26 protein-coding genes and 1 tRNA gene are annotated in these 25557 nt (G+C 64.1%); 19 read left to right on the forward strand and 8 right to left on the reverse strand.

What is annotated here, in order from left to right:
- Nucleotides 1-128 precede the first annotated feature (128 nt).
- The 12 genes from BSY18_RS15815 to BSY18_RS15865 all read left to right on the forward strand — a co-directional run bounded on the left by BSY18_RS15815 (nucleotide 129) and on the right by BSY18_RS15865 (nucleotide 9040).
- On the forward strand, nucleotides 129-1211 hold the full coding sequence (locus BSY18_RS15815; protein ID WP_069051139.1) for a COX15/CtaA family protein: 1083 nt from the start codon (nucleotides 129-131) through the stop codon (nucleotides 1209-1211).
- The gene (gene cutA / locus BSY18_RS15820; protein WP_069051140.1) at nucleotides 1208-1558 is read left to right on the forward strand and encodes a divalent-cation tolerance protein CutA; all 351 of its coding nucleotides are present in this window, start codon (nucleotides 1208-1210) and stop codon (nucleotides 1556-1558) included. Before BSY18_RS15815 ends, cutA begins: the two co-directional genes overlap by 4 nt.
- 730 nt (nucleotides 1559-2288) lie before the next feature.
- A complete protein-coding gene (locus tag BSY18_RS21065) occupies nucleotides 2289-2498 on the forward strand; it encodes a hypothetical protein (RefSeq protein ID WP_150126308.1) in 210 nt (69 codons plus the stop codon).
- A 4-nt stretch (nucleotides 2499-2502) separates the two neighbouring features.
- On the forward strand, nucleotides 2503-3405 hold the full coding sequence (locus BSY18_RS15825; protein ID WP_069051141.1) for a HEPN domain-containing protein: 903 nt from the start codon (nucleotides 2503-2505) through the stop codon (nucleotides 3403-3405).
- A 1062-nt stretch (nucleotides 3406-4467) separates the two neighbouring features.
- Entirely contained in the window at nucleotides 4468-4947 is a 480-nt protein-coding gene (gene rplM, locus BSY18_RS15830) for a 50S ribosomal protein L13 (RefSeq protein WP_054135154.1), read from the forward strand.
- A complete protein-coding gene (gene rpsI, locus BSY18_RS15835) occupies nucleotides 4947-5462 on the forward strand; it encodes a 30S ribosomal protein S9 (RefSeq protein WP_082382312.1) in 516 nt (171 codons plus the stop codon). Before rplM ends, rpsI begins: the two co-directional genes overlap by 1 nt.
- 202 nt (nucleotides 5463-5664) lie before the next feature.
- Nucleotides 5665-5740: transfer RNA gene (locus BSY18_RS15840), tRNA-Trp, on the forward strand.
- 206 nt (nucleotides 5741-5946) lie between these two features.
- Nucleotides 5947-6153, forward strand: a complete 207-nt coding sequence (gene secE, locus BSY18_RS15845) for a preprotein translocase subunit SecE (protein ID WP_054135153.1) — start codon at nucleotides 5947-5949, stop codon at nucleotides 6151-6153.
- Nucleotides 6154-6199: 46 nt separating this feature from the next.
- Complete coding sequence (nusG, locus tag BSY18_RS15850; RefSeq protein WP_054135152.1) at nucleotides 6200-6736, forward strand: transcription termination/antitermination protein NusG; 537 nt, start codon at nucleotides 6200-6202, stop codon at nucleotides 6734-6736.
- A 260-nt stretch (nucleotides 6737-6996) separates the two neighbouring features.
- Nucleotides 6997-7428, forward strand: a complete 432-nt coding sequence (rplK, locus tag BSY18_RS15855; RefSeq protein ID WP_054135151.1) for a 50S ribosomal protein L11 — start codon at nucleotides 6997-6999, stop codon at nucleotides 7426-7428.
- Between the two features lie 5 nt (nucleotides 7429-7433).
- Complete coding sequence (gene rplA / locus BSY18_RS15860; protein WP_054135150.1) at nucleotides 7434-8132, forward strand: 50S ribosomal protein L1; 699 nt, start codon at nucleotides 7434-7436, stop codon at nucleotides 8130-8132.
- A 110-nt stretch (nucleotides 8133-8242) separates the two neighbouring features.
- Nucleotides 8243-9040 carry a transglutaminase-like domain-containing protein gene (locus tag BSY18_RS15865; protein ID WP_069051142.1) on the forward strand — a complete coding sequence of 266 codons (798 nt, stop codon included), beginning with the start codon at nucleotides 8243-8245 and terminating at the stop codon, nucleotides 9038-9040.
- Between the two features lie 43 nt (nucleotides 9041-9083).
- Here the strand turns inward: BSY18_RS15865 and BSY18_RS15870 are convergent, their stop codons facing one another.
- Complete coding sequence (locus BSY18_RS15870) at nucleotides 9084-9740, reverse strand: RBBP9/YdeN family alpha/beta hydrolase (protein WP_069051143.1); 657 nt, start codon at nucleotides 9738-9740, stop codon at nucleotides 9084-9086.
- A 499-nt stretch (nucleotides 9741-10239) separates the two neighbouring features.
- On the opposite strand from BSY18_RS15870, the gene rplJ reads away from it, so the two are divergent.
- Both rplJ and rplL read left to right on the forward strand, forming a co-directional pair.
- Nucleotides 10240-10755, forward strand: a complete 516-nt coding sequence (rplJ, locus tag BSY18_RS15875; RefSeq protein ID WP_054135192.1) for a 50S ribosomal protein L10 — start codon at nucleotides 10240-10242, stop codon at nucleotides 10753-10755.
- Nucleotides 10756-10831: 76 nt separating this feature from the next.
- Nucleotides 10832-11203, forward strand: coding sequence for a 50S ribosomal protein L7/L12 (rplL, locus tag BSY18_RS15880; RefSeq protein WP_054135148.1), 372 nt, complete (start codon nucleotides 10832-10834; stop codon nucleotides 11201-11203).
- A 179-nt stretch (nucleotides 11204-11382) separates the two neighbouring features.
- Here rplL and dapD read toward each other — a convergent pair whose 3' ends face one another.
- Genes dapD through queG form a run of 3 tightly spaced genes read right to left on the reverse strand, consistent with a single transcriptional unit; the run spans nucleotide 11383 to nucleotide 14055 of the window.
- Nucleotides 11383-12225: a 2,3,4,5-tetrahydropyridine-2,6-dicarboxylate N-succinyltransferase gene (gene dapD, locus BSY18_RS15885; protein ID WP_069051144.1), complete on the reverse strand. Its 843-nt coding sequence runs from the start codon at nucleotides 12223-12225 to the stop codon at nucleotides 11383-11385.
- Complete coding sequence (locus BSY18_RS15890) at nucleotides 12222-12896, reverse strand: pyrimidine 5'-nucleotidase (RefSeq protein ID WP_069051145.1); 675 nt, start codon at nucleotides 12894-12896, stop codon at nucleotides 12222-12224. Before BSY18_RS15890 ends, dapD begins: the two co-directional genes overlap by 4 nt.
- A gap of 13 nt (nucleotides 12897-12909) precedes the next feature.
- A complete protein-coding gene (queG, locus tag BSY18_RS15895) occupies nucleotides 12910-14055 on the reverse strand; it encodes a tRNA epoxyqueuosine(34) reductase QueG (protein WP_069051146.1) in 1146 nt (381 codons plus the stop codon).
- Between the two features lie 90 nt (nucleotides 14056-14145).
- Here queG and BSY18_RS15900 point away from each other — a divergent pair, with 90 nt between their 5' ends.
- Together BSY18_RS15900 and BSY18_RS15905 are read left to right on the forward strand one after the other, a co-directional pair.
- The gene (locus tag BSY18_RS15900) at nucleotides 14146-15090 is read left to right on the forward strand and encodes an ABC transporter ATP-binding protein (protein ID WP_069051147.1); all 945 of its coding nucleotides are present in this window, start codon (nucleotides 14146-14148) and stop codon (nucleotides 15088-15090) included.
- Nucleotides 15083-16279 (forward strand): ABC transporter permease, encoded by a 1197-nt coding sequence (locus BSY18_RS15905; protein WP_069051148.1) that lies wholly within the window; start codon nucleotides 15083-15085, stop codon nucleotides 16277-16279. The genes BSY18_RS15900 and BSY18_RS15905 overlap by 8 nt, the downstream gene beginning before the upstream one ends.
- A gap of 75 nt (nucleotides 16280-16354) precedes the next feature.
- Here the strand turns inward: BSY18_RS15905 and phbB are convergent, their stop codons facing one another.
- The 4 genes from phbB to hflK form a co-directional block, all read right to left on the reverse strand.
- Nucleotides 16355-17077: an acetoacetyl-CoA reductase gene (gene phbB / locus BSY18_RS15910; protein WP_054135142.1), complete on the reverse strand. Its 723-nt coding sequence runs from the start codon at nucleotides 17075-17077 to the stop codon at nucleotides 16355-16357.
- 280 nt (nucleotides 17078-17357) lie between these two features.
- Nucleotides 17358-18887 carry a Do family serine endopeptidase gene (locus BSY18_RS15915; protein WP_171900258.1) on the reverse strand — a complete coding sequence of 510 codons (1530 nt, stop codon included), beginning with the start codon at nucleotides 18885-18887 and terminating at the stop codon, nucleotides 17358-17360.
- 146 nt (nucleotides 18888-19033) lie between these two features.
- Nucleotides 19034-19885 carry a protease modulator HflC gene (gene hflC, locus BSY18_RS15920; protein ID WP_054135141.1) on the reverse strand — a complete coding sequence of 284 codons (852 nt, stop codon included), beginning with the start codon at nucleotides 19883-19885 and terminating at the stop codon, nucleotides 19034-19036.
- Entirely contained in the window at nucleotides 19885-21027 is a 1143-nt protein-coding gene (gene hflK / locus BSY18_RS15925) for an FtsH protease activity modulator HflK (protein WP_069051149.1), read from the reverse strand. The genes hflC and hflK overlap by 1 nt, the downstream gene beginning before the upstream one ends.
- 135 nt (nucleotides 21028-21162) lie before the next feature.
- Between hflK and BSY18_RS15930 the strand changes: the two genes are divergently transcribed.
- From BSY18_RS15930 to hemH, 3 genes are read left to right on the forward strand one after another with little or no spacing between them, the layout of a single operon-like run.
- Nucleotides 21163-22143, forward strand: a complete 981-nt coding sequence (locus tag BSY18_RS15930; RefSeq protein WP_054135190.1) for an Mrp/NBP35 family ATP-binding protein — start codon at nucleotides 21163-21165, stop codon at nucleotides 22141-22143.
- A 2-nt stretch (nucleotides 22144-22145) separates the two neighbouring features.
- Entirely contained in the window at nucleotides 22146-24449 is a 2304-nt protein-coding gene (locus BSY18_RS15935) for a molybdopterin cofactor-binding domain-containing protein (RefSeq protein WP_236823388.1), read from the forward strand.
- 26 nt (nucleotides 24450-24475) lie between these two features.
- Nucleotides 24476-25474 (forward strand): ferrochelatase, encoded by a 999-nt coding sequence (gene hemH / locus BSY18_RS15940; RefSeq protein ID WP_069051150.1) that lies wholly within the window; start codon nucleotides 24476-24478, stop codon nucleotides 25472-25474.
- The last annotated feature ends 83 nt before the right edge of the window (nucleotides 25475-25557 follow it).

Consider the following 25557-nt stretch of genomic DNA (forward strand, 5'->3'; position numbering starts at 1 on the left):
ATATCATTGCGCAATGTCGCTTGAGCGCAGGATTACAAAAACATCATCCCGGGCAACGCCCATCATTCGGTTGCCGCAGCGCAAAAAACACCTTGCAAGCGGGGCGGCGGCATCCGAAATGCGACACCATGACCAGCCTGTCGCACGCACCTGTCTCTGCCGCACGCCTGGACGCGCGCGCCGCCCCCTCGGCCATCGCCAACTGGCTGTATGGCGTGGCACTGCTGGTGTTCACCATGGTGGTGGTGGGGGGAATCACCCGGCTGACCGAATCGGGGCTGTCGATCACCGAATGGAATGTCGTCACCGGGACGCTGCCGCCGCTGAGCGAGGCCTCCTGGGTCGCGGAGTTCGAGAAGTACAAGCTGATCCCCGAATATATCGAGGTCAACGCCGGCATGACGCTGGCCGAATTCAAGACCATCTATTTCTGGGAGTATATCCACCGGCTGCTTGGGCGCCTGGTCGGCGTCGCGTTCGCGCTGCCGTTCCTGTACTTCGCGGTGCGCCGCGCGATCCCGCAGGGATATGGCTGGCGGCTGACCGCCCTGTTTGCACTGGGCGGACTGCAGGGCGCGGTGGGCTGGTGGATGGTGGCATCGGGCCTGTCCGAGCGCACCGATGTCAGCCACTTCCGGCTTGCGGTGCATCTGCTCAACGCCTTGTTCATCATGGCCGGGCTGATCTGGACCGCGCTCGACCTGAAGGCACTGGCGCGTGATCCCGCAGCAAGGCCGGCGCGGATGACGGGGCTCAGCCTGATCGTGATCGGCGTATTGTTCCTGCAACTGCTGTTCGGCGCCTGGGTCGCCGGGCTCAACGCGGGCTACGCCGCCAAGAGCTGGCCGCTGATGAACGGGGCGTTCTTCCCCGTCGATGTCGACTGGTCGCAGGGGCTGGTGCACGCGCTGACGCATGACCCCTTCCTGCTGCACTTCATCCACCGCTGGTGGGCGTTCGTCGCCGTCGCCGCCTTGGTGGTGATGGGCCGCGCGGTGCGCCGGGTCGACCGGCGGATCTCGCTTGCAATCCACACCGCCTTCGGGCTGCAGATCCTGCTCGGCATCGCCACGGTGATGACCAGCGTCGATCTGCATATGGCGGTGCTGCACCAGGCGGTGGGCGCGATCCTGGTTGCGACCACGGCGTGGGGCGCGCACCGGCTGGGCCAGCGCGATACGCTCCAACGCCAAGTGGCCGTGGCTGCATGATCGGCGACCTGCCGGGCGACGGATCGGACATCCGATTGGTCTATTGCCCCTTTGCCGATGAGGAAGAGGCGCGGACCATCGCGCGGACGGTGGTGCGCGAACAGCTTGCCGCGTGTGCCAACATCATGGCCCCTGCCCTTGCAATCTGCCACTGGCAGGGCGAACTCACCGAAACGGCCGAGGTCCCGGTGCTGTTCAAGACTGCTTTGCCCCAGTCCAAGGCGCTGGTCGCGCGGATCGTCCATCTGCACAGCTATGACGAGCCCGCAGTGCTGGTGCTGCCGGTGGACTATTGCCCGCCCAGCTTCCGTGCCTGGGTGATGGGCCAGACGCTGGCGATCGACTGATGCTGGCGGGCGCGCTGCGTCCGTTGCTCGCTTAACCTTGGTTGTTTCGGCTGCGACGGACACCGACAAAACTATGGCTGACTCGCCTGCACCCTCGGCCGCGCCATTCTGTCGCGCCCGACCCCGCTGTAGGACGTGCTTGATGGATGCGCCATCTGTCCCTTGTCGCGCTAGCTCTGCGCGCTACCTCGCCCAATCCTTCATATGCATTGCGGCGATTTACGGTTGACGCGCTGCAAGGCGCAGAGTGGTCGCCAGCGCATAGTGGCCCCCTCACGACGCTCCTTCTGCGCTGGATGGAAGGAGTCAGGGCATTTGAAAACAATACTAGCCGCAACAGGCTCGATGCAGCAGACGCAGGTACCATCACAGAGCAAACGCACGGGCGCCTTTTGCGAGTCAGCCCTGGTACGCATCGCATGTCGCTTTACCAAGCCGCACACTGCGGTATCGAAGCGGCGCAGCTCGGGTGTCAATGTCCTGATCTTGAGGGCCGAAGTGGTCACGAGAGGCCAAGGTTCACAACGCTGCGTGACCCAAAACCAGGCCCCGGCCGCTGGCGGCATTGACGCAATCATGGGTAAAGAACCCACGCCTGCTTACATTGAACTGTTCACACCTACGCCAGAGTCCTAGTCGGCCAGGGTAAAAAATTGCGGAGTCAAGACTCTTGCTTTCTTCAAGCGGTCGATTGAGTTTAGAATTGGCATTGCCGAATGTACTCGAGGACATGACCACATTCCAGCATGACAACGACAACACCATTGTCCGCGCAGCCAACCAAGCTAGGAAGGCAGAAGACTATCCGCCGAACATGACTGGCAAGGCGACGGAATGCCGCCCCCCTTTTTCTAGCAGCGATTACCTCGATAATGGAGGAAGTTCGGTCAGCCAGCCAATGCTTCCGGCTTGCCAAGGAACCATCGTCGCTACAGGATGAATTTATGCGCACCGATATAGATCATCTGCCCGGACAGAAGCAGCAGGAGTTGCAGGCCGCTGTGCGCATTCTGTTCGAAGAATTTGCAGCCGCGATCAGTAACACAACCGCACCTTGGAAGATTCGTGGCCGGATCCTCAAGGTGATCCTATATGGCAGCTATGCACGCGGCGACTGGGTCGATGATCCCGTCGGCGGCTACAAATCCGATTACGATCTGCTCGTCATTGTTAATGACGATCGGTTGACCGATGTTGTCGATTACTGGGCCACTGCCGATGACCGGCTGATGCGTGAAATGACGATCACGCACACGCTGAGCGCACCGGTCAGCTTCATCGTTCAAAGCCTAAAGGATGTGAACAAGCAGCTCGAGCAGGGCCGTCCGTTCTTCGCCGATATCGCCGCGCAGGGCATCGCGCTGTATGAAGCTGACGGCTTTCCGTTTGCGACATTATCCAAGCTTGCACCGGCAGTGGCTCGCGCTGAGGCCCAAAAGCATTTTGATCAATGGTACAAGAGCGCTTGCCGCTATTTGGAAACTGGCTTGGAGCAAAGTCAAAAGCAATGGGACAAAGAGGCCGCTTTCTCAATCCATCAGGCGACTGAGCGCCTCTATCACTGTACGTTGCTAGTGCTGACACTCTACAGCCCAAAGTCACATAAGCTCGGCTTCCTGCGCGGCCATGCGGAAGAGATCGCGCCCGAACTGATAGAGGCCTGGCCGCGCAACGACCGGTTCAGCCGCCGCTGCTTCGAGCTGCTGCGCCAGGCCTATGTAAACGCGCGCTACTCGCCGCACTACAAGGTTAGCTACGAAGAACTGAAATGGCTCGGCGAACGCGTCGCGATCCTCCAAGATTTGGTCCGTAAGGTATGCGAAAGCCGCTTGGCTCCCGAGGACTAAGCAAGGTAGGCAAACTTGAACCAGCAGCCGGTGGCGGCAATAGGCGCCGTACTGAGGAAATTGGTCTTAGCGGTAGGTTTACGGCTGGCAACGGATCAACAAACGGCACCGGTGTCGCTGACGGAATATGCGACCTAGCAGGGGCTAGCAACACCTGCTGGGTCGGGCACGAGTCCCTTACATTAAGGCTCCGCGCCACTTCACATCGTTATTTATGAGGCAGTGAAAGTCCAGACCAGCTGCTGTTCAACTGTACTGCCCACTATGCAGAAACCTTTCGGTGAGAACGATTTTGCTTTGGTTTGTTGAGGTACCAAGAAGCAAGGTTGCAAACGCTGGTGCTAGAGACGGTGTCATTGGTCAGACGCAGGGAATGTCCGGTGTTCAGGGTCGGCGGCACTGGTCGGAGAAGAAGAAGTGCGCTGGCGTAGGGAAGTGACCTTTAGCATTGCTCCAGCCGGGGCCAAGGCGGAGCGGTTTGCGTGGCTGAGCCATAGCCTTTGTAGCGTAGCCCGTCGGGCTTAGCGAGGCCAGTTTTAGATGATCCAGTTTAAAGCCTAGTGCCGGCGGTGTGGTTTACCCGAGGGCTGAGTGCGGCCCCCCGGTTAAACTCCTCGACTCATGTAGTGATTTCGAGACGGGTATGGACAAGGCCCATGAACAGGGTCTCATTGAAAGAACCATCGTGCATGCAAAGTTGAATCTGTCGATGCAGCTATTCTGCATCGGCTTGCCTGACACGATATTGGCTCACTGTCCGCCGATCTGCGTTGCTTATGCCAGGACCGGCGCATGACCAGTACGGCCCAGGGGACGAGCCGGGTGTTCCGCAAATTGCTCACGCTGGGGCCCCTGCGACCGACCCGAGATGGCCAAGGTATCATTTTACCTCTTTGCAATCCCCCCAAAATGCTTGACTAAACGTGCCCTCATCGTCATTAGCCGCGCTTCGCTCAGGCCGATAAAGGCCTGTTCGTTTCATAGAAACGTGTCAGCCCACCGGCGGGCGGCCCGATCAGGGTCCGTCAGATGCCTGGCTGATGTTTTGGAAGGTTGAAGGCCATGAAGGCTTTGCTCAAGACCACCAAGTCGATCAAACCGGCGGACGTGGAAAAGAAGTGGCACATTATCGATGCCGACGGACTGGTGGTCGGCCGCGTTGCGGTGATCATCGCCAACATCCTGCGCGGCAAGCACAAGCCGAGCTACACCCCGCACGTCGATTGCGGTGACCATGTCATCGTCATCAACGCCGGCAAGGTGGTGTTGACCGGCAACAAGCGCGACAAGAAGGTCTATTACAAGCACACCGGCTATATCGGTGGCATCAAGGAAGTGACCGCAGCCAAGGTGCTCGACGGCCGCTTCCCCGAGCGTGTGCTTGAAAAGGCGGTGGAACGCATGGTTCCCCGTGGTCCTCTGGGTCGCCAGCAGATGCGCAACCTGCATCTCTTTACCGGCACCGAACATCCGCATAACGGCCAGCAGCCCGAAGCGCTCGACGTTGCCTCGCTCAACCGCAAGAACAAGGTGGGTGCATAATGTCTGATACCGTGCAATCCCTGTCCGATCTCAAGGACATCGCCGCCGACGTCGAAACCCCGATCAACCCCGCCCACACCGGCGGTGGCGGCGCGCCGGCTCCGATCCGCGAGCAGGAACTGGACAAGCAGGGCCGTGCCTATGCCACCGGTCGCCGCAAGGACGCCGTGGCCCGCGTGTGGCTGAAGCCCGGCACCGGCAAGATCATCATCAACAAGCGCGACCAGGAAGTGTACTTCGCACGCCCCACTCTGCGTCTGGTGATCAACCAGGTGTTCGACATCACCGATCGTCGTGGCCAGTACGATGTCATCTGCACCGTCAAGGGTGGTGGTCTTTCGGGCCAGGCCGGCGCCGTCAAGCACGGCATCAGCCAGGCGCTCAGCAAGTACGAGCCCACGCTGCGCAGCGCAGTCAAGTCGGCCGGGTTCCTGACCCGCGACAGCCGCACCGTCGAGCGCAAGAAGTACGGCAAGGCCAAGGCGCGCAAGAGCTTCCAGTTCTCGAAGCGCTGATCTGGTCCTGGCTCCGGGCTCTTTTGGGGCCTGGCGCCTACCGGCTTTGAATTCACACGGGGTGATCGCCCCCATGGCAGTGCCCTTGTGGCGCGGATCATGGGCAAGCGGTCACCCCGTTGTGCGTCTGGCGGGTGCAAAACCGCACAGCAGCGCTTGCGCACCGGGCGTGCAGCCGCTAATGGCGACGGCCTGCCCGCACAGGAGTGTAGCTCAGCTGGTAGAGCGTCGGTCTCCAAAACCGAATGCCGGGGGTTCGAATCCCTCCACTCCTGCCAGCGGCCCTACCCCGGCTTTGTGATTCGCCCGAGTTTCTGAATCCCCCGGGTTTCTGAATCCCCTTGCCTCTGCGGCTTGGCGCGGTTATGGGGCTGTCTTTCTCCGACAGGGTGCATATATCGTGTTTCAGCCGGGCAAGGCTGGCGGCGATGTGCCTGCAGCATGATGATGCCCCGCGAATCGGAAACAGGAAAGTTAGACGGCCATGGCCACTGAGCGCAAGAAGACCAGTCCCGGCGAGTTCGTGAACCAGGTGAAGACCGAGGCGTCGAAGGTCGTCTGGCCGAGCCGTCAGGAAACCATCACCACCGCCATCATGGTGTTCATCCTGATGACGATCCTGGCGATCTTCTTCCTGGCAGTCGATTCGGTGTTCGGTGCCATCGTGAAATGGCTGCTCACGCTTGCATGATCGCGGCGGCCTGATTTTGCTTGGCTGATTATTGAAAGAGAACTGAATGTCGCGCTGGTATATCATTCACGCTTATTCGGGCTTTGAAAACAAGGTCCGCGACGCGATTCTCGCCGATGCCGAGCGCATGGGCCTGTCGGCGCTGGTGGAACAGGTTGAGGTGCCCACCGAAACCGTGACCGAAGTCCGCCGCGGCAAGAAGGTGCAGACCGAGCGCAAGTTCTTCCCTGGCTACGTGCTGGCCAAGCTGGCGATGACCGACGATGTCTATCACGTCGTCAAGAACACGCCCAAGGTCACCGGCTTTCTGGGCCCCAACGGCAAGCCGCAGGCGATCAGCGACGCCGAGGCTGCGCGCATTCTCAACACCAAGGAAGAGGCCGCCAACGCCCCGCGCCAGCGCATCGATGTCGATTACGAGATCGGCGATTCGGTCAAGGTGCTCGAAGGCCCGTTCGCGAGCTTCAACGGCATCGTCGAGGAGCTCGATTTCGACAAGGCCCGCGTCAAGGTCTCGGTCTCGATCTTCGGCCGTGCAACGCCGGTCGATCTCGACTTCGAGCATGTCGAGTTAGCGAAATAAGGTCGCATAGGATTTATCCTCTCCCTTTACGGGAGAGGATACGCAGCCTTTGCAGCTTGCTGCCTAGGCGAAGTTGGAGAGGGCTTCGGCGCACCGGTCGTGCTCCCAGCCGTCTCCCTGCTTCACTTCGTGAAGCTGTCCCTCTCCCGTAAAGGGAGAGGGTTTAGTGCGGGAGACAGGCCTCAAACCTGTTGTCTGACCGCTTAATTTGAGGGCATCCGGCATCCGCCACTCGCCCGACAGAATGAAGGAGTGCCATCGTGGCAAAAAAGATTGAAGGCTATATCAAGCTGCAGGTGCCTGCGGGCTCTGCCAACCCCTCTCCGCCGATCGGCCCGGCTCTGGGTCAGCGCGGCGTGAACATCATGGAATTCTGCAAGCAGTTCAACGCTGCGACGCAGGAAGTCGAAAAAGGCACCCCGCTGCCCACCGTGATCACCGTGTTCGGCGATCGCAGCTTCACGTTCGTCACCAAGACCCCGCCTGCCAGCTATCTCATCAAGAAGGCTGCCAACCTGAAGAGCGGATCGAAGCTGCCGGGCAAGGAAAGCGCCGGAACCATCAAGCGTTCGCAGTTGGCGGAAATCGCCCAGGCGAAGATGGCCGACCTCAATGCCAACGACATTGAAGCGGCAACGAAGATTATCGAAGGCTCGGCGACGTCGATGGGCCTTGAAGTGGTGGAGGGCTAAGTATCATGGCAAAAGTGACCAAGAAGGCAAAGGCCCTCTCCGCCAAGCTCGATGCTGAAAAGCTGTACGGCGTCGATGAAGCCATCAAGACCATCAAGGAACTGGCGACGTCGAAGTTCGACGAAACCATCGAAGTCGCGCTGAACCTGGGCGTCGACCCGCGTCACGCTGACCAGATGGTCCGCGGTGTCGTGTCGCTGCCCTCGGGCACCGGCAAGGACGTGCGCGTTGCCGTGTTCGCTCGCGGCGACAAGGCCGATGCGGCTCTCGCCGCTGGTGCCGAGCGCGTCGGTGCCGAAGACCTGATGGAAGAAATGCAGAACGGCAAGGTCGATTATGACCGCGTCATCGCCACCCCCGACATGATGGGTGTGGTCGGCCGTCTGGGCAAGCTGCTGGGTCCCAAGGGCCTGATGCCGAACCCGAAGCTGGGCACCGTCACCCCGAACGTCGCTGAAGCGGTCAAGGCTGCCAAGGGCGGCCAGGTCGAATTCCGCGTCGAAAAGGCCGGTATCATCCACTCGGGCATCGGCAAGGCGAGCTTCACCGATGAGGCGCTGCGCGCGAACTTCGATGCGTTCGTCGAAGCCATCGTGCGTGCCAAGCCCTCGGGCTCCAAGGGCAAGTACCTGCGCAAGATCTCGGTCAGCTCGTCGATGGGCCCCGGCCTGAAGGTCGACCTGTCGGAAGTGCACGCAGGCTGATCGTCACACTCTGCTGTTAAAAGCCTAAATCAGGGGCCGGGGGGAACCTCGGCCCCTTTTTGGTGTCTGGCTTTCACAGACCCCCACATCCGCCCGCTGGAGCTTCCCTGATGACCCTCGATCTGCACATCGCGCTCACCTATGACATGGATGTGCCGACCGATATCCTGCTGCAGGTCGAGGCCGCCGCGATCCCCGAACAGCGGATCGAATGGGCGCATATCGAGGCATCGCGGTGCGAGCATTTCGTCCGCGTGGCGGCGCTGGACGGAATCGGCGACCGGATATGGCTGCGCACCAGCGGCAGGCTCAGTATCGACTACCGGGCCCGGATGACGGTGCTGCGCGATCTGGTCGATGTCGCAACGCTGCCGCAGATGCCGCTGCACCAGCTGCCCGGCGAAACCGTGCAGTATCTGTTCGATTCGCATTATTGCCCCGCCACCAAGTTCCACAGCTTCGTCGACACCGAATTTGGCGAGCTGCAGGGCGGCGCGCGGATCGCGGCGATGCGCGACTGGATCACCGAACATTTCGTGTATGAGTCCGGCTCGTCGGACGGAACCACCACCGCGCTCGACAGCTTCGTGATGCGCCATGGCGTCTGCCGCGATTATGCGCATGTCATGATCGTGCTCGCACGCGCCTGCTCGATCCCGGCGCGGTTCGCCAGCGTCTACGCGCCCGATGTCACCCCGCCCGATTTCCACGCGGTCGCAGAAGTGTTCCTTGCAGATCCCTCGGGCGTTGGCGGCTCGTGGCATCTCATCGACCCCACCGGCATGGCAACCGCCGCCGATATGGTGAAGATCGGCGTCGGCCGCGACGCGCTCGACGTCGCCTTCCTCACCGCTTTCGGCACGGTCGAGCTGGTCGAGCAGAACGTCAGCGTGACAAGGGCTGACTGACGCCAGCGCTCCGACGCCGGTCTCCAGTCGGCATGTCAGGGCGTCATTGGGTGAGGTCGGCTCGCCAGCCGCCTGCGGACCGCTGCGCAGGGGGCAGTGCCTGCTGCATCACACTGCGCTCGAACTGCGCCGAATCGAGCAGCCGCGCCAGCAATGTCTTGCCGAACGTCCAGTCGCCCAGCCGCGCTTCTGCGTTGATGTGCCCGAGCCGTCCGGCATCGATATGATCCGCTCCCCAAAAACTGGCAAGACGATAGGCTCTGTCTGGTGTGATGTAGGGATCGTCGCGGCTGCTCACGAGCAGGCTGGGGAAGGGCAGGACACCTCGGGCCGACGGGGAAAAGCTGCACAGCCGAGAATCTCTTGGAGCATTATCGACTTCCGGCGGCGCGACGAGCAGCGCGCCGATCACCGGTCCGCTGGCGGTTGGGCGTTCAAGCGCGGCCCACCAGGCAACGGCATGGCAGCCCAGCGAGTGCGCGACCAGCACGATCGGTCCTTGGGTCTGGCGGATGGCAATGTTGAGCCGGTTGACCCAGGCATTGCGGTTGGGGGTGCGCCAGTTGCCCATATCGACACGGCGGCAATTGAGTGATTGACGCTCCCAATGGCTCTGCCAGTGATCGGGCCCGCTGTTGTCGAGGCTGGGAACGGTCAGAATGGTGGGATCACTGAGCGAATGGGTACGAAATCCGGTCATGGGGCACCTTTCGTTTCGAGTTCGCCACGCGGGGACCACGCGGCGGTCGCCATGGCCTCGGTCGGCCCCGGCGATGAGCTGGATTTATCTCAACCATTATGATAGACAATGTGATTGCGATCACTTGAACTCGGTTTGAGCCGGACCGAAAATGCGACAGGGCTTGACTCTGGTAGCCCCGCTGCTATCTGCCGCCGCTGACCGGATAGGCCTCAGGGCCCACCCGATCGCCGTCCGAGACAGTTGGTGCGGGGGATTTGCTCCGCTTAATGTCCAGCCTAGACGGGGATATGTTTTTCACTGCTCCTGATCTGATCAGGGCAGACGCTGCCATTTTCGCCCCTCCAATCGGATCGGGGCAACGGCTCGGCAAACACCCCCACGGACTGATCTGCAGTGCTTGACCCCCACAAGGGCAAGGGCGCTGCGCAATGAACCGGGCGCACCGGCGGGCAGTGCACACTGTCTGTTCGATGCGCTCATGTGGAAGGAGACCAGCATGGATCGTGCTGATAAAAAAGCCGCTGTTGCCTCGCTGAACGCAACCTTCGGTGAAGCCGGTGTGGTGGTGGTGACCCGTAATCTGGGTCTGACCGTTGCCAAGTCGACCGAGCTTCGCACGAAGATGCGCGCAGAAGGCGCCAGCTACAAAGTCACCAAGAATCGCCTGGCCAAGCTGGCTGCGGTAGGCACTCCCTATGAGTCCATCGCCGACCTGCTGACCGGACCGATTGCCCTTGCCACCTCGACCGATCCGGTCGCGGCTGCAAAGGTTGCGGTGAACTTCGCCAAGGACAATGAAAAGCTTGAGATTGTCGGCGGCGCAATGGGTGACACGGTTCTGGATGCCGAAGGTGTCAAGGCGCTTGCCTCGATGCCCTCGCTCGACGAACTGCGCGCCAAGATCATTGGTCTCGTCAATGCCCCGGCAACCAAGGTTGTCCAGGTCATTCAGGCACCGGCTGGGCAGCTTGCCCGCGTGTTCGGCGCCTATGCGACCAAGGAAGACGCATAAGCTTTTCAAACTTCGTCGCGTCTCGCCTGTCCGGGCGGATGCGGCACCTATCATGATTTAGAACTGGAGACTTAAAATGGCAGATATCGCAAACCTGGTCGAAGAACTCTCGAAGCTGACCGTTCTTGAAGCCGCTGAACTCTCGAAGGCCCTCGAAGAAGCATGGGGCGTTTCGGCCGCTGCTGCTGTCGCTGTTGCCGCGCCTGCTGGCGCTGCTGCACCGGTTGCTGAAGAGCAGACCGAATTTGACGTCATCCTGACCGGCGACGGCGGTAAGAAGATCCAGGTCATCAAGGAAGTCCGCGCCATCACCTCGCTCGGCCTGACCGAAGCGAAGACCCTGGTGGAAAGCGCTCCCAAGGCGATCAAGGAAGGCGTCAGCAAGGCTGAAGCCGAAGACATCAAGGCGAAGATCGAAGCAGCCGGCGGCACCGTCGAGCTCAAGTAATCTTCTGCTCCTGCGGCTTCATGCCGCAGGGATGAACGAAAAGGGCGGTCTGCTTCGCGCAGGCCGCCCTTTTTCGTGTCTTTCCTCTTTTTCGTCACCCCCGCGCACGCGGCGGTCCCGCTTGTGCGCTGTCGTTTCGGCAGTAGCGGGATTTCCGCTTTCGCGGGAATGACGAGAGGTCAGCTGCGCAGCAGCTCGTTGATTCCGGTCTTCGAACGCGTCTGCGCATCGACTGTCTTGACGATCACCGCGCAATAGAGCGACGGGCCGGGCGAGCCATCGGGTAGCGGCTTGCCGGGCATCGATCCGGGGACGACCACCGCATAGGGAGGCACCTTGCCGTAATGCACTTCGCCGGTGGCGCGGTCGACGATCTTGGTCGACGAACCCAGATACACGCCCATCGAAAGCACCGCGCCCTCGCCGACGATCACGCCTTCGGCGACTTCGGAGCGCGCGCCGATGAAGCAGTTGTCCTCGATGATCACCGGGCCCGCCTGCAGCGGCTCGAGCACGCCGCCGATGCCGACGCCGCCCGAGATGTGGACGTTGCGGCCGATCTGCGCGCAGCTGCCCACGGTGACCCAGGTGTCGACCATCGTGCCTTCACCGACATGCGCGCCGATGTTGATGAAGCTGGGCATCAGCACCGCGTCCTTGGCGATGAACGCGCCGCGGCGGACGATAGAGCCGGGCACCGCGCGGAAACCCGCTGCCTTGAACTCGTCGGCCTGCCAGCCGTCGAACTTGCTGGGCACCTTGTCCCACCAGTGCGCGCCGCCGGGGCCGCCGCTTATTTCTGCCATCGGGTTCAAACGGAACGAGAGCAGCACCGCCTTCTTGAGCCACTGGTTGACCTGCCAGCCGCCCTTGCCGTCGGGCTTGGCGACGCGCGCCACGCCGCTGTCGAGCAGCGCGATGGCTTCAGCGACATCACGGCCCACCGCGCTGCCGGGGCTGGTGTCGAGGCTGTCGCGGCCGTCCCAGGCGGCTTCGATGCGGGTCTGGAGTGTGTCGGTCATCGGGCAGTCTCCTGTGTCAGCGCGGTGAGCCACTCGCCCAGCGCGCTTATCTCATGGTCGATAAAGTCGTGTTCGGCCTCATGCGTGCCGCCATCCGATCCGTTGTTCATCCACACCGTGGTCATGCCCAGCTGCTTGGCGGGCTTGAGGTTGCGCGCGAGATCATCGACGAAAAGCGCCGCTGCAGGATCGATCGCGAGGCTGTCGACAAGGCTGGCATACGCCGCGGCATGCGGTTTGGGCTGGTATTGCGTCGCGTGGATGTCGTGGATCGCCTCGAACTGGTCGCGCAGGCCGAGCCGGTCGAGCACGCGGCCTGCATAGGTCACGTCGCCGTTGGTGAAGATCAGCTTGCGCCCGGGAAGTTGCGCCAGCCCTGCTGCGGTAACCGGGCAGGGCTCGATGCGGCCCATGTCGATATCGTGGACGTAATCGAGGAAATGGTGCGGATCGACACCGTGGTCGAGCATCAGCCCGGCCAGCGTTGTGCCGTGCTGGTAATAATAGTCTTTCTGGATGCGCCGCGCCTCGACCAGATCGACCTGCATCAGATCGGCGACATAGGTCCCCATGCGCTCGTCGATCAGCGCGAACAGGTCCGTCTCCGCCGGGTAGAGCGTGTTGTCCAGATCGAAGATCCAGGTGCGGATGTGATCGAAAGGCGGGCGCATGATGGAATTGCGCCTAGACCGGCGCGGGCGCGTCGGCAAGCCGCCATTCGGCTGCCACGTCCGCGTCCTGCTCCTGAGCCATGCGCGCAGCGCGCTCGGCTGCCCAGCGCGCCGAGTCGAGCCCGGCCAGCGCCCACACCGCAGCGCCGCGCACTACGGGCTCAGGATCATCGAGCAGTGCGGCCACCGGGGCTATCAGGGTGGAATCGTTGCTGTTGCCCGAAGCGATCAGAGCATTGCGCAGCATCCGCACCCGCCCGCTGCGCTTGATCGGCGATCCGGCAAACACACTGCGGAACTGCGCGTCATCCAGCGCCAGCAGATCGGCAAGCGACGGCGCGGCCAGCTCGGCGCGCGGCAGGAACGCCTGGTTGCGGTGCGCGGCATCGGCGAACTTGTTCCACGGGCAGACCGCCAGGCAATCGTCGCAGCCATAGACATGGTTGCCGATGCCAGCGCGCAATTCGGCGGGGATGGGTCCGGCATGCTCGATCGTGAGATACGAGATGCAGCGTCGCGCATCGAGCCTGTAAGGCGCGGGAAAAGCGTTTGTCGGGCAGACGTCCTGGCAGGCGGTGCACGATCCGCAAAGGTCGGCGCTCGCACCGCTCGGCGCGAGTTCGAGCGTGGTGTAGATCGCGCCCAGGAATAGCCAGCTACCATGCTCGCGGCTGACGAGATTGGTGTGCTTGCCCTGCCAGCCCAGCCCCGCCGCCATCGCCAGCGGTTTTTCCATCACCGGCGCGGTATCGACGAACACCTTGACCTGAACGTCGTCGCTTTGCTCGACCAGCCAGCGCGCGAGCGCCTTGAGCGCGGTCTTGACCGTCTTGTGATAATCGCCGCCCTGCGCATAGACCGATATCCTCCCTAGGCCCGGATGCTCGGCGAGCGCGAAGGGATCGCGACCGGGCGCATAGCTCATCCCCAGCATGATCACCGATCGGACATCGCTCCACAGGGTGGCCGGGTCTGCGCGCTGGTCGCTGCGCGCCTCCATCCACAGCATGTCGCCATGGCAGCCCTTGGCGAGCCAGTCTTGCAGCCGCGCGGCAGTCTGCGGGCCCAGGCTCGCGGGCGCAATCGCGCAATCGGCAAAGCCCAGCCGCGCGGCCTCTGCTGCAATGTCCGCCTCAAGGTTTTTCTTGCCGCTAACCATATTTGTCCGCTACCCGATTAACGCCTCTCCACCAAGACCGATGGGCTATCCGTTGACCCCGCCCAAAACCCCAATGCCCAAGGACCAGCCGTGACCGCCAATGCCATCGAAGCGCGCGGGCTGGTCAAGATCTTTGGGCGTCAGCGCGCGGTCGACGGGGTTGACCTAACCGTCCCTGCCGGCAGCATCTTCGGCATCCTGGGACCCAATGGTGCAGGCAAGACCACCACCTTGCGGATGCTGCTGGGGATCGTCGATCCGGACGAGGGCACGCGGACATTGCTGGGCACCGATCATCCGCTCGATGTCGCCAAGCGCGTGGGCTATCTTCCCGAGGAGCGCGGGCTGTATCCTTCGATGAAGGCCTATGACGCGATCGCCTTCATGGGCGCGCTGCGCGGGCTGCCGCTGGCCGAGGGGCGAAGGCGGGGCAGGGCGATGCTCGAGGAGCATGGCCTGGGCAAGGCGGCCGACAAGGAAGTGCGCACGCTCTCCAAGGGCATGGCGCAGACGGTCCAGCTGCTCGGCACCCTGGTGCACGATCCCGAGCTGATCGTGCTCGACGAGCCGTTCTCGGGGCTCGACGCGCTCAACCAGGCCAAGCTCGAGCGGCTGATCCGCGCGCAGGCCGACAAGGGCGTCACCGTGATCTTTTCCACTCATGTCATCGCGCATGCCGAACGGCTGTGCGAGCGTATCGCGATCATTGCCGGCGGCAAGGTGCCGTTCACCGGATCGGTCTCGGAAGCGCGCGACCGGTTGCGCCCGCAGGTGCAGCTGGAGACGCGGTCGCTCGACGGGCCATGGCGCGCGGCGCTGCCCGCCGATGCCGCGCCTGAGGGGCATTTCTGGCACTTCACGCTTCCCGAAACCGGGGTCGAGCCCCTGCTGCGCGCGCTGATCGAGGGCGAGGCGGGGATCCAGTCGCTGTCGATCGAACGCCCCGGACTGCACGATGCCTTTGTCGCGATCGCAGGCGCCGATGCCGCGCGCCAGCTCGAGGAAGAAGCGCTGCAGGAGGGTTCCGATGCCTGAACTTTTGCGCGCTGCCTGGGTGATCGCCCGGCGCGATTTCGCCGCGATCATTTTTTCCAAGGCGTTCTTCTTCTTCCTGCTCGGCCCGGTCTTTCCGCTTGCGATCGGCATTGCGGCGGGCAGCATCGGCGGGCAGGTCGCACGCGATATCGACCGGCCCAGCTTCGCGCTGGTGATGGCTGCGCCCGATTCAGAGGCCGCGCTGGCGGCGCGCACCGCGCTCGCCATGCAGCTGGGCGAGGGCAGGGTGCCGGTGCTGGTGGCCCGCCAGGCCGACCAGCCCGAACGCCTGCTCGATGCGACACAGGACACGCGCTTTCTGGGCGTGCTCACCGGAAGCCTCGCAGATCCGCAGCTGATCGGCACCGCAGCCGAGATCGAGCGCTGGCAGGGTCCGCTCGAGCTGCTGGTCGAGCGTGCGCGCGCCGGACAGGCGGCGCAGCCCGCAAAGCTTGAGACTCGCGCGGTAGCCCAAAGCTCGGGCGCGCAGGAGCAGGGGCGTCTGGTCACCGCGCAAGTCGGTCAGGCCTTGCTGGTGCTGCTCACCATGCTGCTCGCCGGCATGGTGCTCTCCAATCTGGTCGAGGAAAAGACCAACAAGATCATCGAGATCCTCGCGGCAGCCGTGCCGATCGATGCGATCTTTCTGGGCAAATTGTTCGCGATGCTGGGCATGGCGCTGATCGGCATCGCCTGCTGGGCGGGGCTGGCGGTGATTGCGATTTTGGCGGCGGGCAATGGCATGCCGCAGCTGCCCGCGCCCGCGACCGGATGGCCGCTGTTCCTTGGCCTTGGCGTTGCCTATTTCGCGATGGCCTATCTGCTGCTGGGATCTTTGTTCCTCGGCATCGGCGCGATGGCGACCACGGTGCGCGAGGTGCAGACGCTGTCGATGCCCGCGACCATGGGCCAATTGCTGTTCTTCTTCCTCGCGTCCTATTCGGTTACCCGGCTGGGCGAGCCGATCGAGATCTTTGCTGCGGCGTTCCCGTTCAGCTCGCCTTTCGCGATGCTGGCGCGCGCGGCGCAGGAGCCCGATGTGCTGCAGCATCTGTTGGCCCTGGGCTGGCAGGCGGCGTGGGTGCTGCTGCTGATCCGCTTCGGCGCGCGGCTGTTCCGCCGCAACGTGCTCAAATCGGGCGGCGGCGCCAAGCGCGGGCTGATCGCCGGGCTGATGGCGAAACCCTGAACGACACTGGTCCTGAAACGCAAAAGGGCCGCGCATCGCTGCACGGCCCTTTGGTGATCTGTGCCTTGTGGGCGATCAGTACATGTGCTGGCCGCCGTTGATCGACAGCGTCGATCCGGTGACGAACGCGGCTTCCTCGGCGGTGAGGAAGACGACGCCGCGCGCGATTTCCTCTGCCTGGCCCAGACGTCCGACCGGGATCTGCGCCACGATCTTGTCCATCACGTTCTGCGGAATGGTCGAGAGCATTTCGGTGGCGATATAGCCCGGCGCGATCGCGTTGGCGGTGACGCCATAGCGCGCGCCTTCCATCGCCAGCGACTTGGTGAAGCCGTGGATGCCCGATTTGGCAGCAGCGTAGTTGACCTGACCGATCTGGCCGCCCTGGCCGTTGACCGATCCGATGTTGACGATCCGGCCCCAGCCGCGGGTGCGCATTCCGGGGAAGCACGCCTTGGCCATGTTGAAGCAGCCGGTGAGGTCGACGCGGATCACCTCGTCCCACTGCTCCCAGGTCATCTTCATCATCGTGGCGTCGCGGGTGATGCCGGCGTTGTTGACCAGGATGTCGACAGGGCCGTGATCGGCCTCGATCTTGGCGACCGCATCCATGCTCTGCTGGTGGTCACCGACATCCCATTTCTGCACGGCGATGCCGGTCCGCTTGGAAAAGGCGCTGGCGGCTTCGTCATTGCCACCGTAGCTGGCGATAACCCGTGCGCCTGCATCCTTGAGCGCCAGGCTGATCGCCTCGCCAATGCCGCGCGTTCCGCCGGTTACGATTGCAATTCTGCCCATGCATACTCTCCTGTCTCGCCCGTGAATCAAGGCTTTCGCGGCCACACTAGGAAGCCGCGGCAGGCAAGACAAGTTGACGCTCGCGAAAAGCGTGGGCGCGGTGGGTGTACGATCTCGTCATTCCCGCGAACGCGGGAATCCCGCTTCTGCACAAACGGCTTCACAAAAGCGGGACCCCCGCGTTCGCGGGGGTGACGGCGATGAAGCTAGCCCAATGCTCAACGAAAAAGGGCGGCACCCTATGGTACCGCCCCTTGTCCGTTTTCGCCCTGAGCCGCCCTTACTTCGTGCGCAGGCGTACCGGCAGGAACTGCGGCTGGCCGGTGCGGCGCTGGACGCGCAGCAGCACGGCTTCGCGGTTGGCAGCGCGCGCCTCGGCGATCACCCGGTCGACATCCGCTCCGGTCGCGACCGGACGGTTGTTAATCGAGAGGATCACGTCGCCGCGGCGGATGCCCTTGGTCGCGGCATCGCCCGAAGGATCGACCGCGGCCACAACGACACCCTTGAGCTCGGGCGGCACGCCGATCTGCCGCGCGATCTGCGGGGTCAGTTCGGTCACCGCCATGGCCAGCGCCTGGCGGGTGGCCTGCTCGCTAACCTGTTCGTCCTGATCGGAGAAGTCTTCGGCAGCTTCGGGGTTGAACGCCTGTGCGTTGAGCTCCTCTTCGCTCGGACGCTTGCCGACCGTGGCGGTCAGCGTCATCCGCTCGCCGTTGCGCACCACCACGACGGGGATACGCTTGCCCGGGGCGGTGTTGGCGACGATGAACGACAGCGTCTGATCGGGAGTCACGTCCTTGCCGTCGACCGACACCACGACATCGCCGGCCTTCAGCCCGGCCTTCTCCGCCGGTTCACCCGGTTCGACGCGCTGGATGAACTCGCCGCGCTTCTTGGGCAGGCCCAGCGAGGCGGCAAGATCATCGGTCAGCGGCGTGATGCCGACGCCCAGATAGCCGCGCTCGATCGCAGTTCCGCTGCGCAGCTTCTCGACGATGGGTGCGGCGACTTCGGCAGGGATCGCAAAGCCGATGCCGACGCTGCCGCCGGTGGGCGAGATGATCGCGTTGTTGATGCCGATGACGTTGCCGTTGAGGTCGAACATCGGGCCACCCGAATTGCCCCGGTTGATCGCGGCGTCGGTCTGCAGATAGCGGTCATAGGCGCCGCCCTGGCCGGTGTTGCGATAGACCGCCGAGATGATTCCCGAGGTCACCGTGCCGCCCAGGCCGAAGGGGTTGCCGATCGCGAGGATCCAGTCGCCGACACGCGCCTTGGTTGAATCGCCAAAGCGCACGAACGGGAAGGGCTTGGTGCCCGAGATCTTGAGCACGGCAAGATCCGACTGCGGATCGCGACCGATCAGCCGGGCGGGGTATTCGGTGCCGTCGGGCATGGTCACGGTGATCGATTCGACCGAGGCATTGCCTTCGGCTGCGATCACGTGGTTGTTGGTGACGACATAGCCATCGGCCGAGATGATGAATCCCGATCCCAGCGACTGCGCCTCGCGGGTGCCGCCGCCGCCGCCGCCTTCCGGCGCGCCGAACAGGCCGCCGAACGGGGTTCCGGCAAAGGGATTGTTGGCCACGCGCACCCGCTGGCGGGTGGAGATGTTGACCACCGCAGGTTGCAGCTGTTCGGTGAGGTCGGCAAAGCTCATCGGCGCGCCGGGGCGCGGGGCGGCTGCCATCATCGCGCTCTGGTCGTTCTGGGCGACCTGCGCGCCCAGTGGCTGGCCGGTGGCCAGCACGACGGCGCTGCCACCGAGCAAAAGGGCTGACGTCACTGCATAAGCGTATCGCACGTGTGATTCCTCTTCATGTCTTAAGACGCGACCACCGGCTTCCCCAGAACACCGACAAGCCGGTGCAAAACCTTGGTACGTCCGGTTTGCAACCCGCGCCTGAACGCAGATTGAATGGTGCGGCGCATCAGGTGCGCCGCACCGGTTTAGCGATTACCCCGACCCTGGAATTCGCGCAGATATTCGTTGTTGGGCGACAGGATGATCGAGGTTTCGCCCGATCCACCCAGGAACGTCCGTTCATAGCTCTGCATTGCACGGTAGAATTCATAGAAGGACGCATCCTTGCCAAAGCTGTTGGCATAGGTACGCGATGCGGATGCATCGGCCTCGGCGCGGATGATCTGCGCGTTCTTCTGGCCCTGCGCGGTGATGGTGCGTGCTTCCTGCTCACGCGCGGTGCGCATCCGCTGGAACGCGCTCTGCAGCGGGGTGCCCTGCGGCAGGTCGGCGCGCTTGATCTGCACATCGACGATCTGCGCGCCGTACTGCGATGCGATGCGGTCGAGCCCGGCCTGGATGCGGTCCATGATGCCGCCGCGTTCGGGGCTCAGCAAGGCTGCAAACTGGCGCTTGCCCAGCTCGTTGCGCAGCGCTGATCCGAGGATCGGGCGAAGCTCAGCAGCGACGCGCTCGACGCTTCCGGCAGAGACGTACATCCGCTCGGGGTCGACGATCCGGAAGCGCGCATAGGCATCGACCTCAAGCCGCAACTGGTCGGTGGAGAGCACCTGCTGCTGCTCCATCTCGACCGCGATCACGCGCTTGTCGACCCAGACGATCTGTTCGGCAAACGGGATGCGCGCGATGAGGCCCGCGCCGGTCTGGCCGAATTCCTCGTTCTCGCGATAGACGTTAAAGGTGCGCACCGGCTGGCCAAAGCGGACGATCACCGCCTGCTTGGTTTCGGGCACCACCGCGACCGAGCTTGCCAGCACGATCAGCAGCAATGCGAGCAGGCCGAGCAGCAGCATCGGGCGTTGCATCATCGATCCCATCAGCGTGCCTCCCCGGTCGCTGGCGCAGGCGGCGCAGGGGTCGCTTCCACCCGCTTGCGCAGTTCCGGCAGCGGCAGATAGGGGACGACATTGCCCGGTTCGATGATCGTCTTGTCAAGCTTGGACAGCACCCGCTCCATGGTTTCGTAATACATGCGCCGACGCGTCACTTCGGGCGCCATGCGGTATTCCTCGTAGACCTTGTCGAACGCGGCGGCCTCGCCCTGCGCGGCAGCGGTGAGCTGCTGGGCATAAGCGCGCGCCTCGTTGAGGAAGGTCTGCGCTTCCTGCTGCGCGGCGGACACCGCCTTGAATGCTTCGTTGACGGCTTCGGGTGGGTCGGCCTTCTTGATCGCGACGCCCTGCACCTGAATGCCCGAGCGATAGCCGTCGAGCAGCTCCTTCATCCGCTGCTCAACCTTCTGCTCGACCTCGATACGGCCAGGGCCGATCGCATCATCGAGCGTCACTTCGGCCACGCTGGCGCGCATCGCGGCTTCTGCCGCCTCGCGGATTGTCGCTTCAGGATCGGCCAGCTGGAACAGGTAAAGCGTGGGGTCCTTGATCGTCCAGCGCACCGAATAGGCAAGGTCCACCAGGTTCTGGTCGCCGGTAAGGATCAGGTTTTCCTGCGTGCCTGCGGCGGGGATATCGATGGTGCGGATGTTCTGGACATCGACGACCTCGAACGATTCCACCGGCGAGGGCAGCGTCATCGCGATGCCGGGTTCCAGCGTGCGCGAATAGGAGCCGAGGAACGAGACCACGCCGCGCTCCTGCGGGCCGACACGGTGGATGCTGGTGAGCAGCAGCCACAGCACGAAGATCAGGCCGATGGCGATGGGAAGATAGCTCTTGCCGTTGGGACGCCGGGGCAGACCGCCAAAGCCGCCGCCACCAAAACCGCCGCCGCCACCGCCGCGCCGCTTGAACAGCTCTTCGATATTGGATGCCTTGCGGCCACCGGTCGGACTGGCCCCTGCGGGCTGCCACGGATTGCGCGGACCCCCACCGCTGCCATTGTCTGCGCCACCGCCAGATCCGGAATCGCCGGGGCCGCCCGAACCTCCCGATCCGCCGCCCCAGGGGCTGTTGTTGGCCATAGTCGCAATGTTGGAAAACCAGCCGGTCAGTCTTGTCATACTCTCTTTATAGGACGTGACTCCGATAAAAACAGGGGTTTCATGCGCATCTGTTTTGCGGACACGCGCATTTCGTCTAGGCAGGGCAGGGGCTTGCCGGATGATGGTGCGCCGCTTTATGCGCTTGGGACGAATATGGCAGAGCTGAACGAAATTGAAACCGCTGCAGCCGCGGCGAGCGAGGGCAGGGCGAGTGGCGTGCGGCTGCGCGAGGGCGGCGTGGTTTCGCTGGTGCTCGATGTCGGCGGGCTTGATGGGCTCGCGCGCGACCGCATGGAGATCGCGCTCAAGGGCGCGCTGCTCAAGATCGAGGGCGTCACCAAGGTGCAGGTCGCGATGACCGCAGAGCGCCGTCCGCCGCGGCTGATCGTGGTCGGCTCGGGCAAGGGGGGTGTCGGCAAGTCCACCTTTTCCGCCAATCTGGCGGTGGCGATGCACCGCGCCGGGCGCAAGGTCGGGCTGGTCGATGCCGATATCTATGGCCCCAGCCAGCCGCGCCTGTTCGATTGCGAGGATGTCAAACCCACCGCGCGCGACGACAAACTGGTGCCGGTGCCCAACGACTATGGCGTGCCTCTGCTCTCGATGGGCCATATCGTGCCGCAGGGTCAGGCCATCGCCTGGCGCGGGCCGATGGCGGGCAAGGCGCTCGACCAGTTGATCAACGCGCAATGGGGCGATGTCACCGACATCATCGTCGATCTGCCACCGGGAACCGGCGATGTGCAGCTTTCGATGCTCCAGAAGCACAAGCCGGCTGGCGCGGTGATCGTCTCGACCCCGCAGGATCTGGCGCTGATGGACGCGGTGCGCGCGATCAGCCTGTTCGAACAGGGCAGCATTCCGATCATCGGGCTGATCGAGAACATGGCGGGCTATGTCTGCCCGCATTGCGGCGAATTGTCCGATCCCTTCGGCATCGGCGGCGCGGAAGCGGCGGCCAAATCGATGAACCTGCCGTTCCTGGGCCGCGTTCCGCTCGACATGGTGATCCGCCGGTCGAGCGATGCGGGCGTGCCGCCGGCATCGGGCGAGGGGCTGATCTCCGACAGCTTCGCCGCGATTGCAGGCCGCATCTCGACCTGGATCGACAACCGGTTCGGGCCGGCAGGCTGAACATGGTGCAGATCACGCGGCGCGGCCTGCTGATCACCGCAGCCGCGGGCACCGGACTGACGGTCGCCTGGGCGCTGTGGCCGCGCCGTTATGACAATCCGCCCGCGCTGATCGGCGACGAGGCGGTGTTCGGCGCCTATCTTCGCATCGCCGCCAACGGCACCGTGATCGTCAGCAATCCGCATTGCGAAATGGGGCAGGGTGTGGGCACCGTGCTCGCGCAGATCGTTGCCGAAGAGCTGGGCGCAGACTGGCGTACGATCGCGATAGAGCCCGCGCCGCCGGTTCCGGTGTTCGCCAACACCATGCTCGCGAGCGAATGGGCGCCGCTGCTGCTGCCCCCGATGCTGGCGCTGCAGCCCGATGCCAACGACATTCTGGTGCGCCGCTGGGCCGCGATGCGCGAGTTCGTGGTGACCACAGGCGATACCGAGGTCACCGCTTATGAGGCGGGATACCGCGCGGCGGCTGCGACCGCGCGCTCGCTGCTGTGTCAGGCGGCAGCGGACCGCTGGGGCGCAACGGTCGAGGAAACCGATACCCGCGACGGCTTCGTCGTCTGGGGCAACGAGAAGCTGCGCTTCGCCGAACTTGCCGCTGAGGCGGTGGGCTATGCCGTTCCCGATCCTGCACCTTTGCGCACCACGCTGCCGGGCAATGTCCGCGCCGAGCCGGTGGGCGATGCGCCGCCCTTTGCGCGGCTCGATCTTCCCGGCAAGGTCGATGGCAGCGCCACCTTTGCAGGCGATGTCCGGCTGCCCGACATGGTCTATGCCGCGATCCGTCAGGGACCGGTGGGCGCGACCGCCCTGGTCAGCGTCGACCGCAAGCTGGCCGATGGCGTGACCGGGCTGATCGACATCGTCCAGGGCGAAGACTGGGTCGCGGCGGCGGCGACCAGCTGGTGGGCGGCGGACAGGGCGGTCAACCGCCTGCGCCCGCGGTTCCGCCACAGCGGCAAACGGCGCAGCGGCGAGGATGTCGCTGAATTGCTCGCCAAGGCGATCGAGGGCAAGGGCGGCGATTCGGGCACCGGCTATCGGATGATCGAACGCGGCGAGGGCGATGCGGGCTTTGCCGGGGGCAGGGGGCTGGCGGCGCGCTATGCCATCGCCGCCGCGCCGCATGCGACGCTCGAAACCGGCGCGGTCACCGCGCGCTTTGCCGACAACCGGCTGGAACTCTGGGTGGCGAGCCAGGCCCCGGCAGCCGCACGGCGGCGCGCGGCCAAGGCGCTGGGCATCGCGCCTGCCAATGTGCAGATCTATCCGATGCCCGCAGGAGGATCGTTCGACCGCAGGCTCGATGATGATCTGGTCGCGCCCGCCGCGATCCTGGCACGCGACCTGCGTCGGCCCGTGCAGCTCACCCGTTCGCGGCAGGAAGAGGCGGTGCGCGATCCCGTCCGCACGCCCGTCGCGGCGCGCGTCGCGGCGCTGATCGACGAACAGGCGAACATCGCCGCGCTCTCGGTCAAGATCGCCTGCCCGCCCAGCGCGCGCGAATCGGCGCAGCGGCTGTTCAACGATTCGCACGGCATGGAGGCGATCGGCGATACCAGCGGCGATGCCGACCGGATGGCGGTTTCAGGTGCAATGGTTCCGTACGATATCGCGAACGTCGCGATCGATCATTACCCGGTGCGGATCGACATCCCCACCGGGCGCTGGCGCGGCAATGGCGCGAGCTATGGCGTGTTCGTCACCGAATCGTTCATCGACGAGCTGGCCGCCCAGGCGCGGCGCGAGCCGTTGTCGTACCGGGTGCAGATGCTGGGGCAGAACATCCGCCTCGCCAACTGCCTGACGCGCGTCGCGGGGCTGGCAGAATGGGATGGCGGGCTCGACAACAGCGGCCAGGGCGTCGCCTGCTGCAGCTGGAACGGCGCGCACATCGCGGTGGTCGCCAGCGCCTCGCGCGGCGGCAGCGGTACAGATGGCGCAGGCGCGCGCGGCGGCTTTCGGGTCGAGCGATTGTCTGCGGTGGTCGATGCCGGGCGCATCATCAATCACGACATAGCCTTGCAACAGATCGAGGGCGGCATGATATTCGGCCTTGCGATGGCGATGGGGTGCGCCACCGGCTGGACCGATGGTTATCCCGATGCCAGAGCCTTGAGAGACCTTTCCCTGCCGCAACTGGCCGACATACCGGAGATCCGCGTGGACTTTATCGAGAGCCAGGAGCCGCCTGCGGGCCTTGGCGAGATCGGCGTGCCTGCTGTCGCGCCCGCGATTGCCAACGCGCTCGCCTCTGCCACCGGCCTGCGCTTCCGCCAGCTGCCATTACTGTCAGGTGGCCTGTGAGCGATTTCGATATTTCCAGGTCGGGAATGCAGCCCGATGCCGATCACCCGCCGATCCTGAAGCCCCGCATCGGCGTGCTGCTGATCAATCTGGGCACACCTGCAGCGCCGACCACCAAGGCGGTGCGCGATTATCTGGGCGAGTTCCTCTCCGACAAGCGCGTGGTGGAAATCCCCGCGATCGTCTGGCAGCCCTTGCTGCGCGGGGTGATCCTCAACACCCGCCCGCAGAAATCGGCGGCTGCCTATGCCGAGGTCTGGACCGACCAGGGCTCGCCGCTCGCGGTGTATTCGCGAAGGCAGGCCGAGGCGCTCAAGGCCCGACTGGGCGATGCGGTGCTGGTCGATTACGCGATGCGCTATGGCCAGCCCTCGATCGAATCGCGGATCAAGGCGATGAAGGAGGCAGGGTGCGACCGCATCCTGCTCGCCCCACTCTATCCGCAATATTCGGGCGCGACCACCGGCACCGCCAACGACAAGGCGTTCGAGGTGCTGCAGGCGATGCGCTGGCAGCCCGCGATCCGCACCTTGCCCGCCTATCATGATGACCCCGCGCACATCGATGCGCTCAAGCGCAACATCGAGCACGCGATCGCCTCGCTCGATTTCGTTCCGCAAGAGATCGTCACCAGCTTCCACGGCATGCCATTGCGCACGCTGCATCTGGGCGATCCCTATCACTGCCAGTGTCGCAAGACCGCGCGGCTTTTGAGCGAGGCGATGGGGCGCGAGCTGGTCGTCTCGTTCCAGTCGCGCTTCGGCCGCGCCAAATGGCTCGAGCCCGCGACCGACGCGACGCTCGAGGCGCTGGGTAAGAAGGGCGTCAAGCGCATCGCGGTGGTCGCGCCCGGCTTTTCGGTCGATTGCCTCGAGACGCTCGAGGAGCTGGCGATCCAGGGCCGCGAGCAGTTCGAACACGCCGGCGGCGAGAAGTTCGCGTACCTGCCGTGCCTCAACGCCAGCGGCGAGGGCATGGACATGCTCGAGACTTTGGTGCGCCGCGAACTGGGCGGGTGGATCTAGGTCTTTACACGCCCACCCCGCGCGGCAAGCCGCGCTGCCCCTCCCGCAAGCGGGAGGGGAGAGGGACGGCGCAACATTCTCCC

Origin of the sequence: Blastomonas sp. RAC04 (genome assembly GCF_001713435.1) — a bacterium.
Taxonomy (GTDB): domain Bacteria; phylum Pseudomonadota; class Alphaproteobacteria; order Sphingomonadales; family Sphingomonadaceae; genus Blastomonas; species Blastomonas fulva.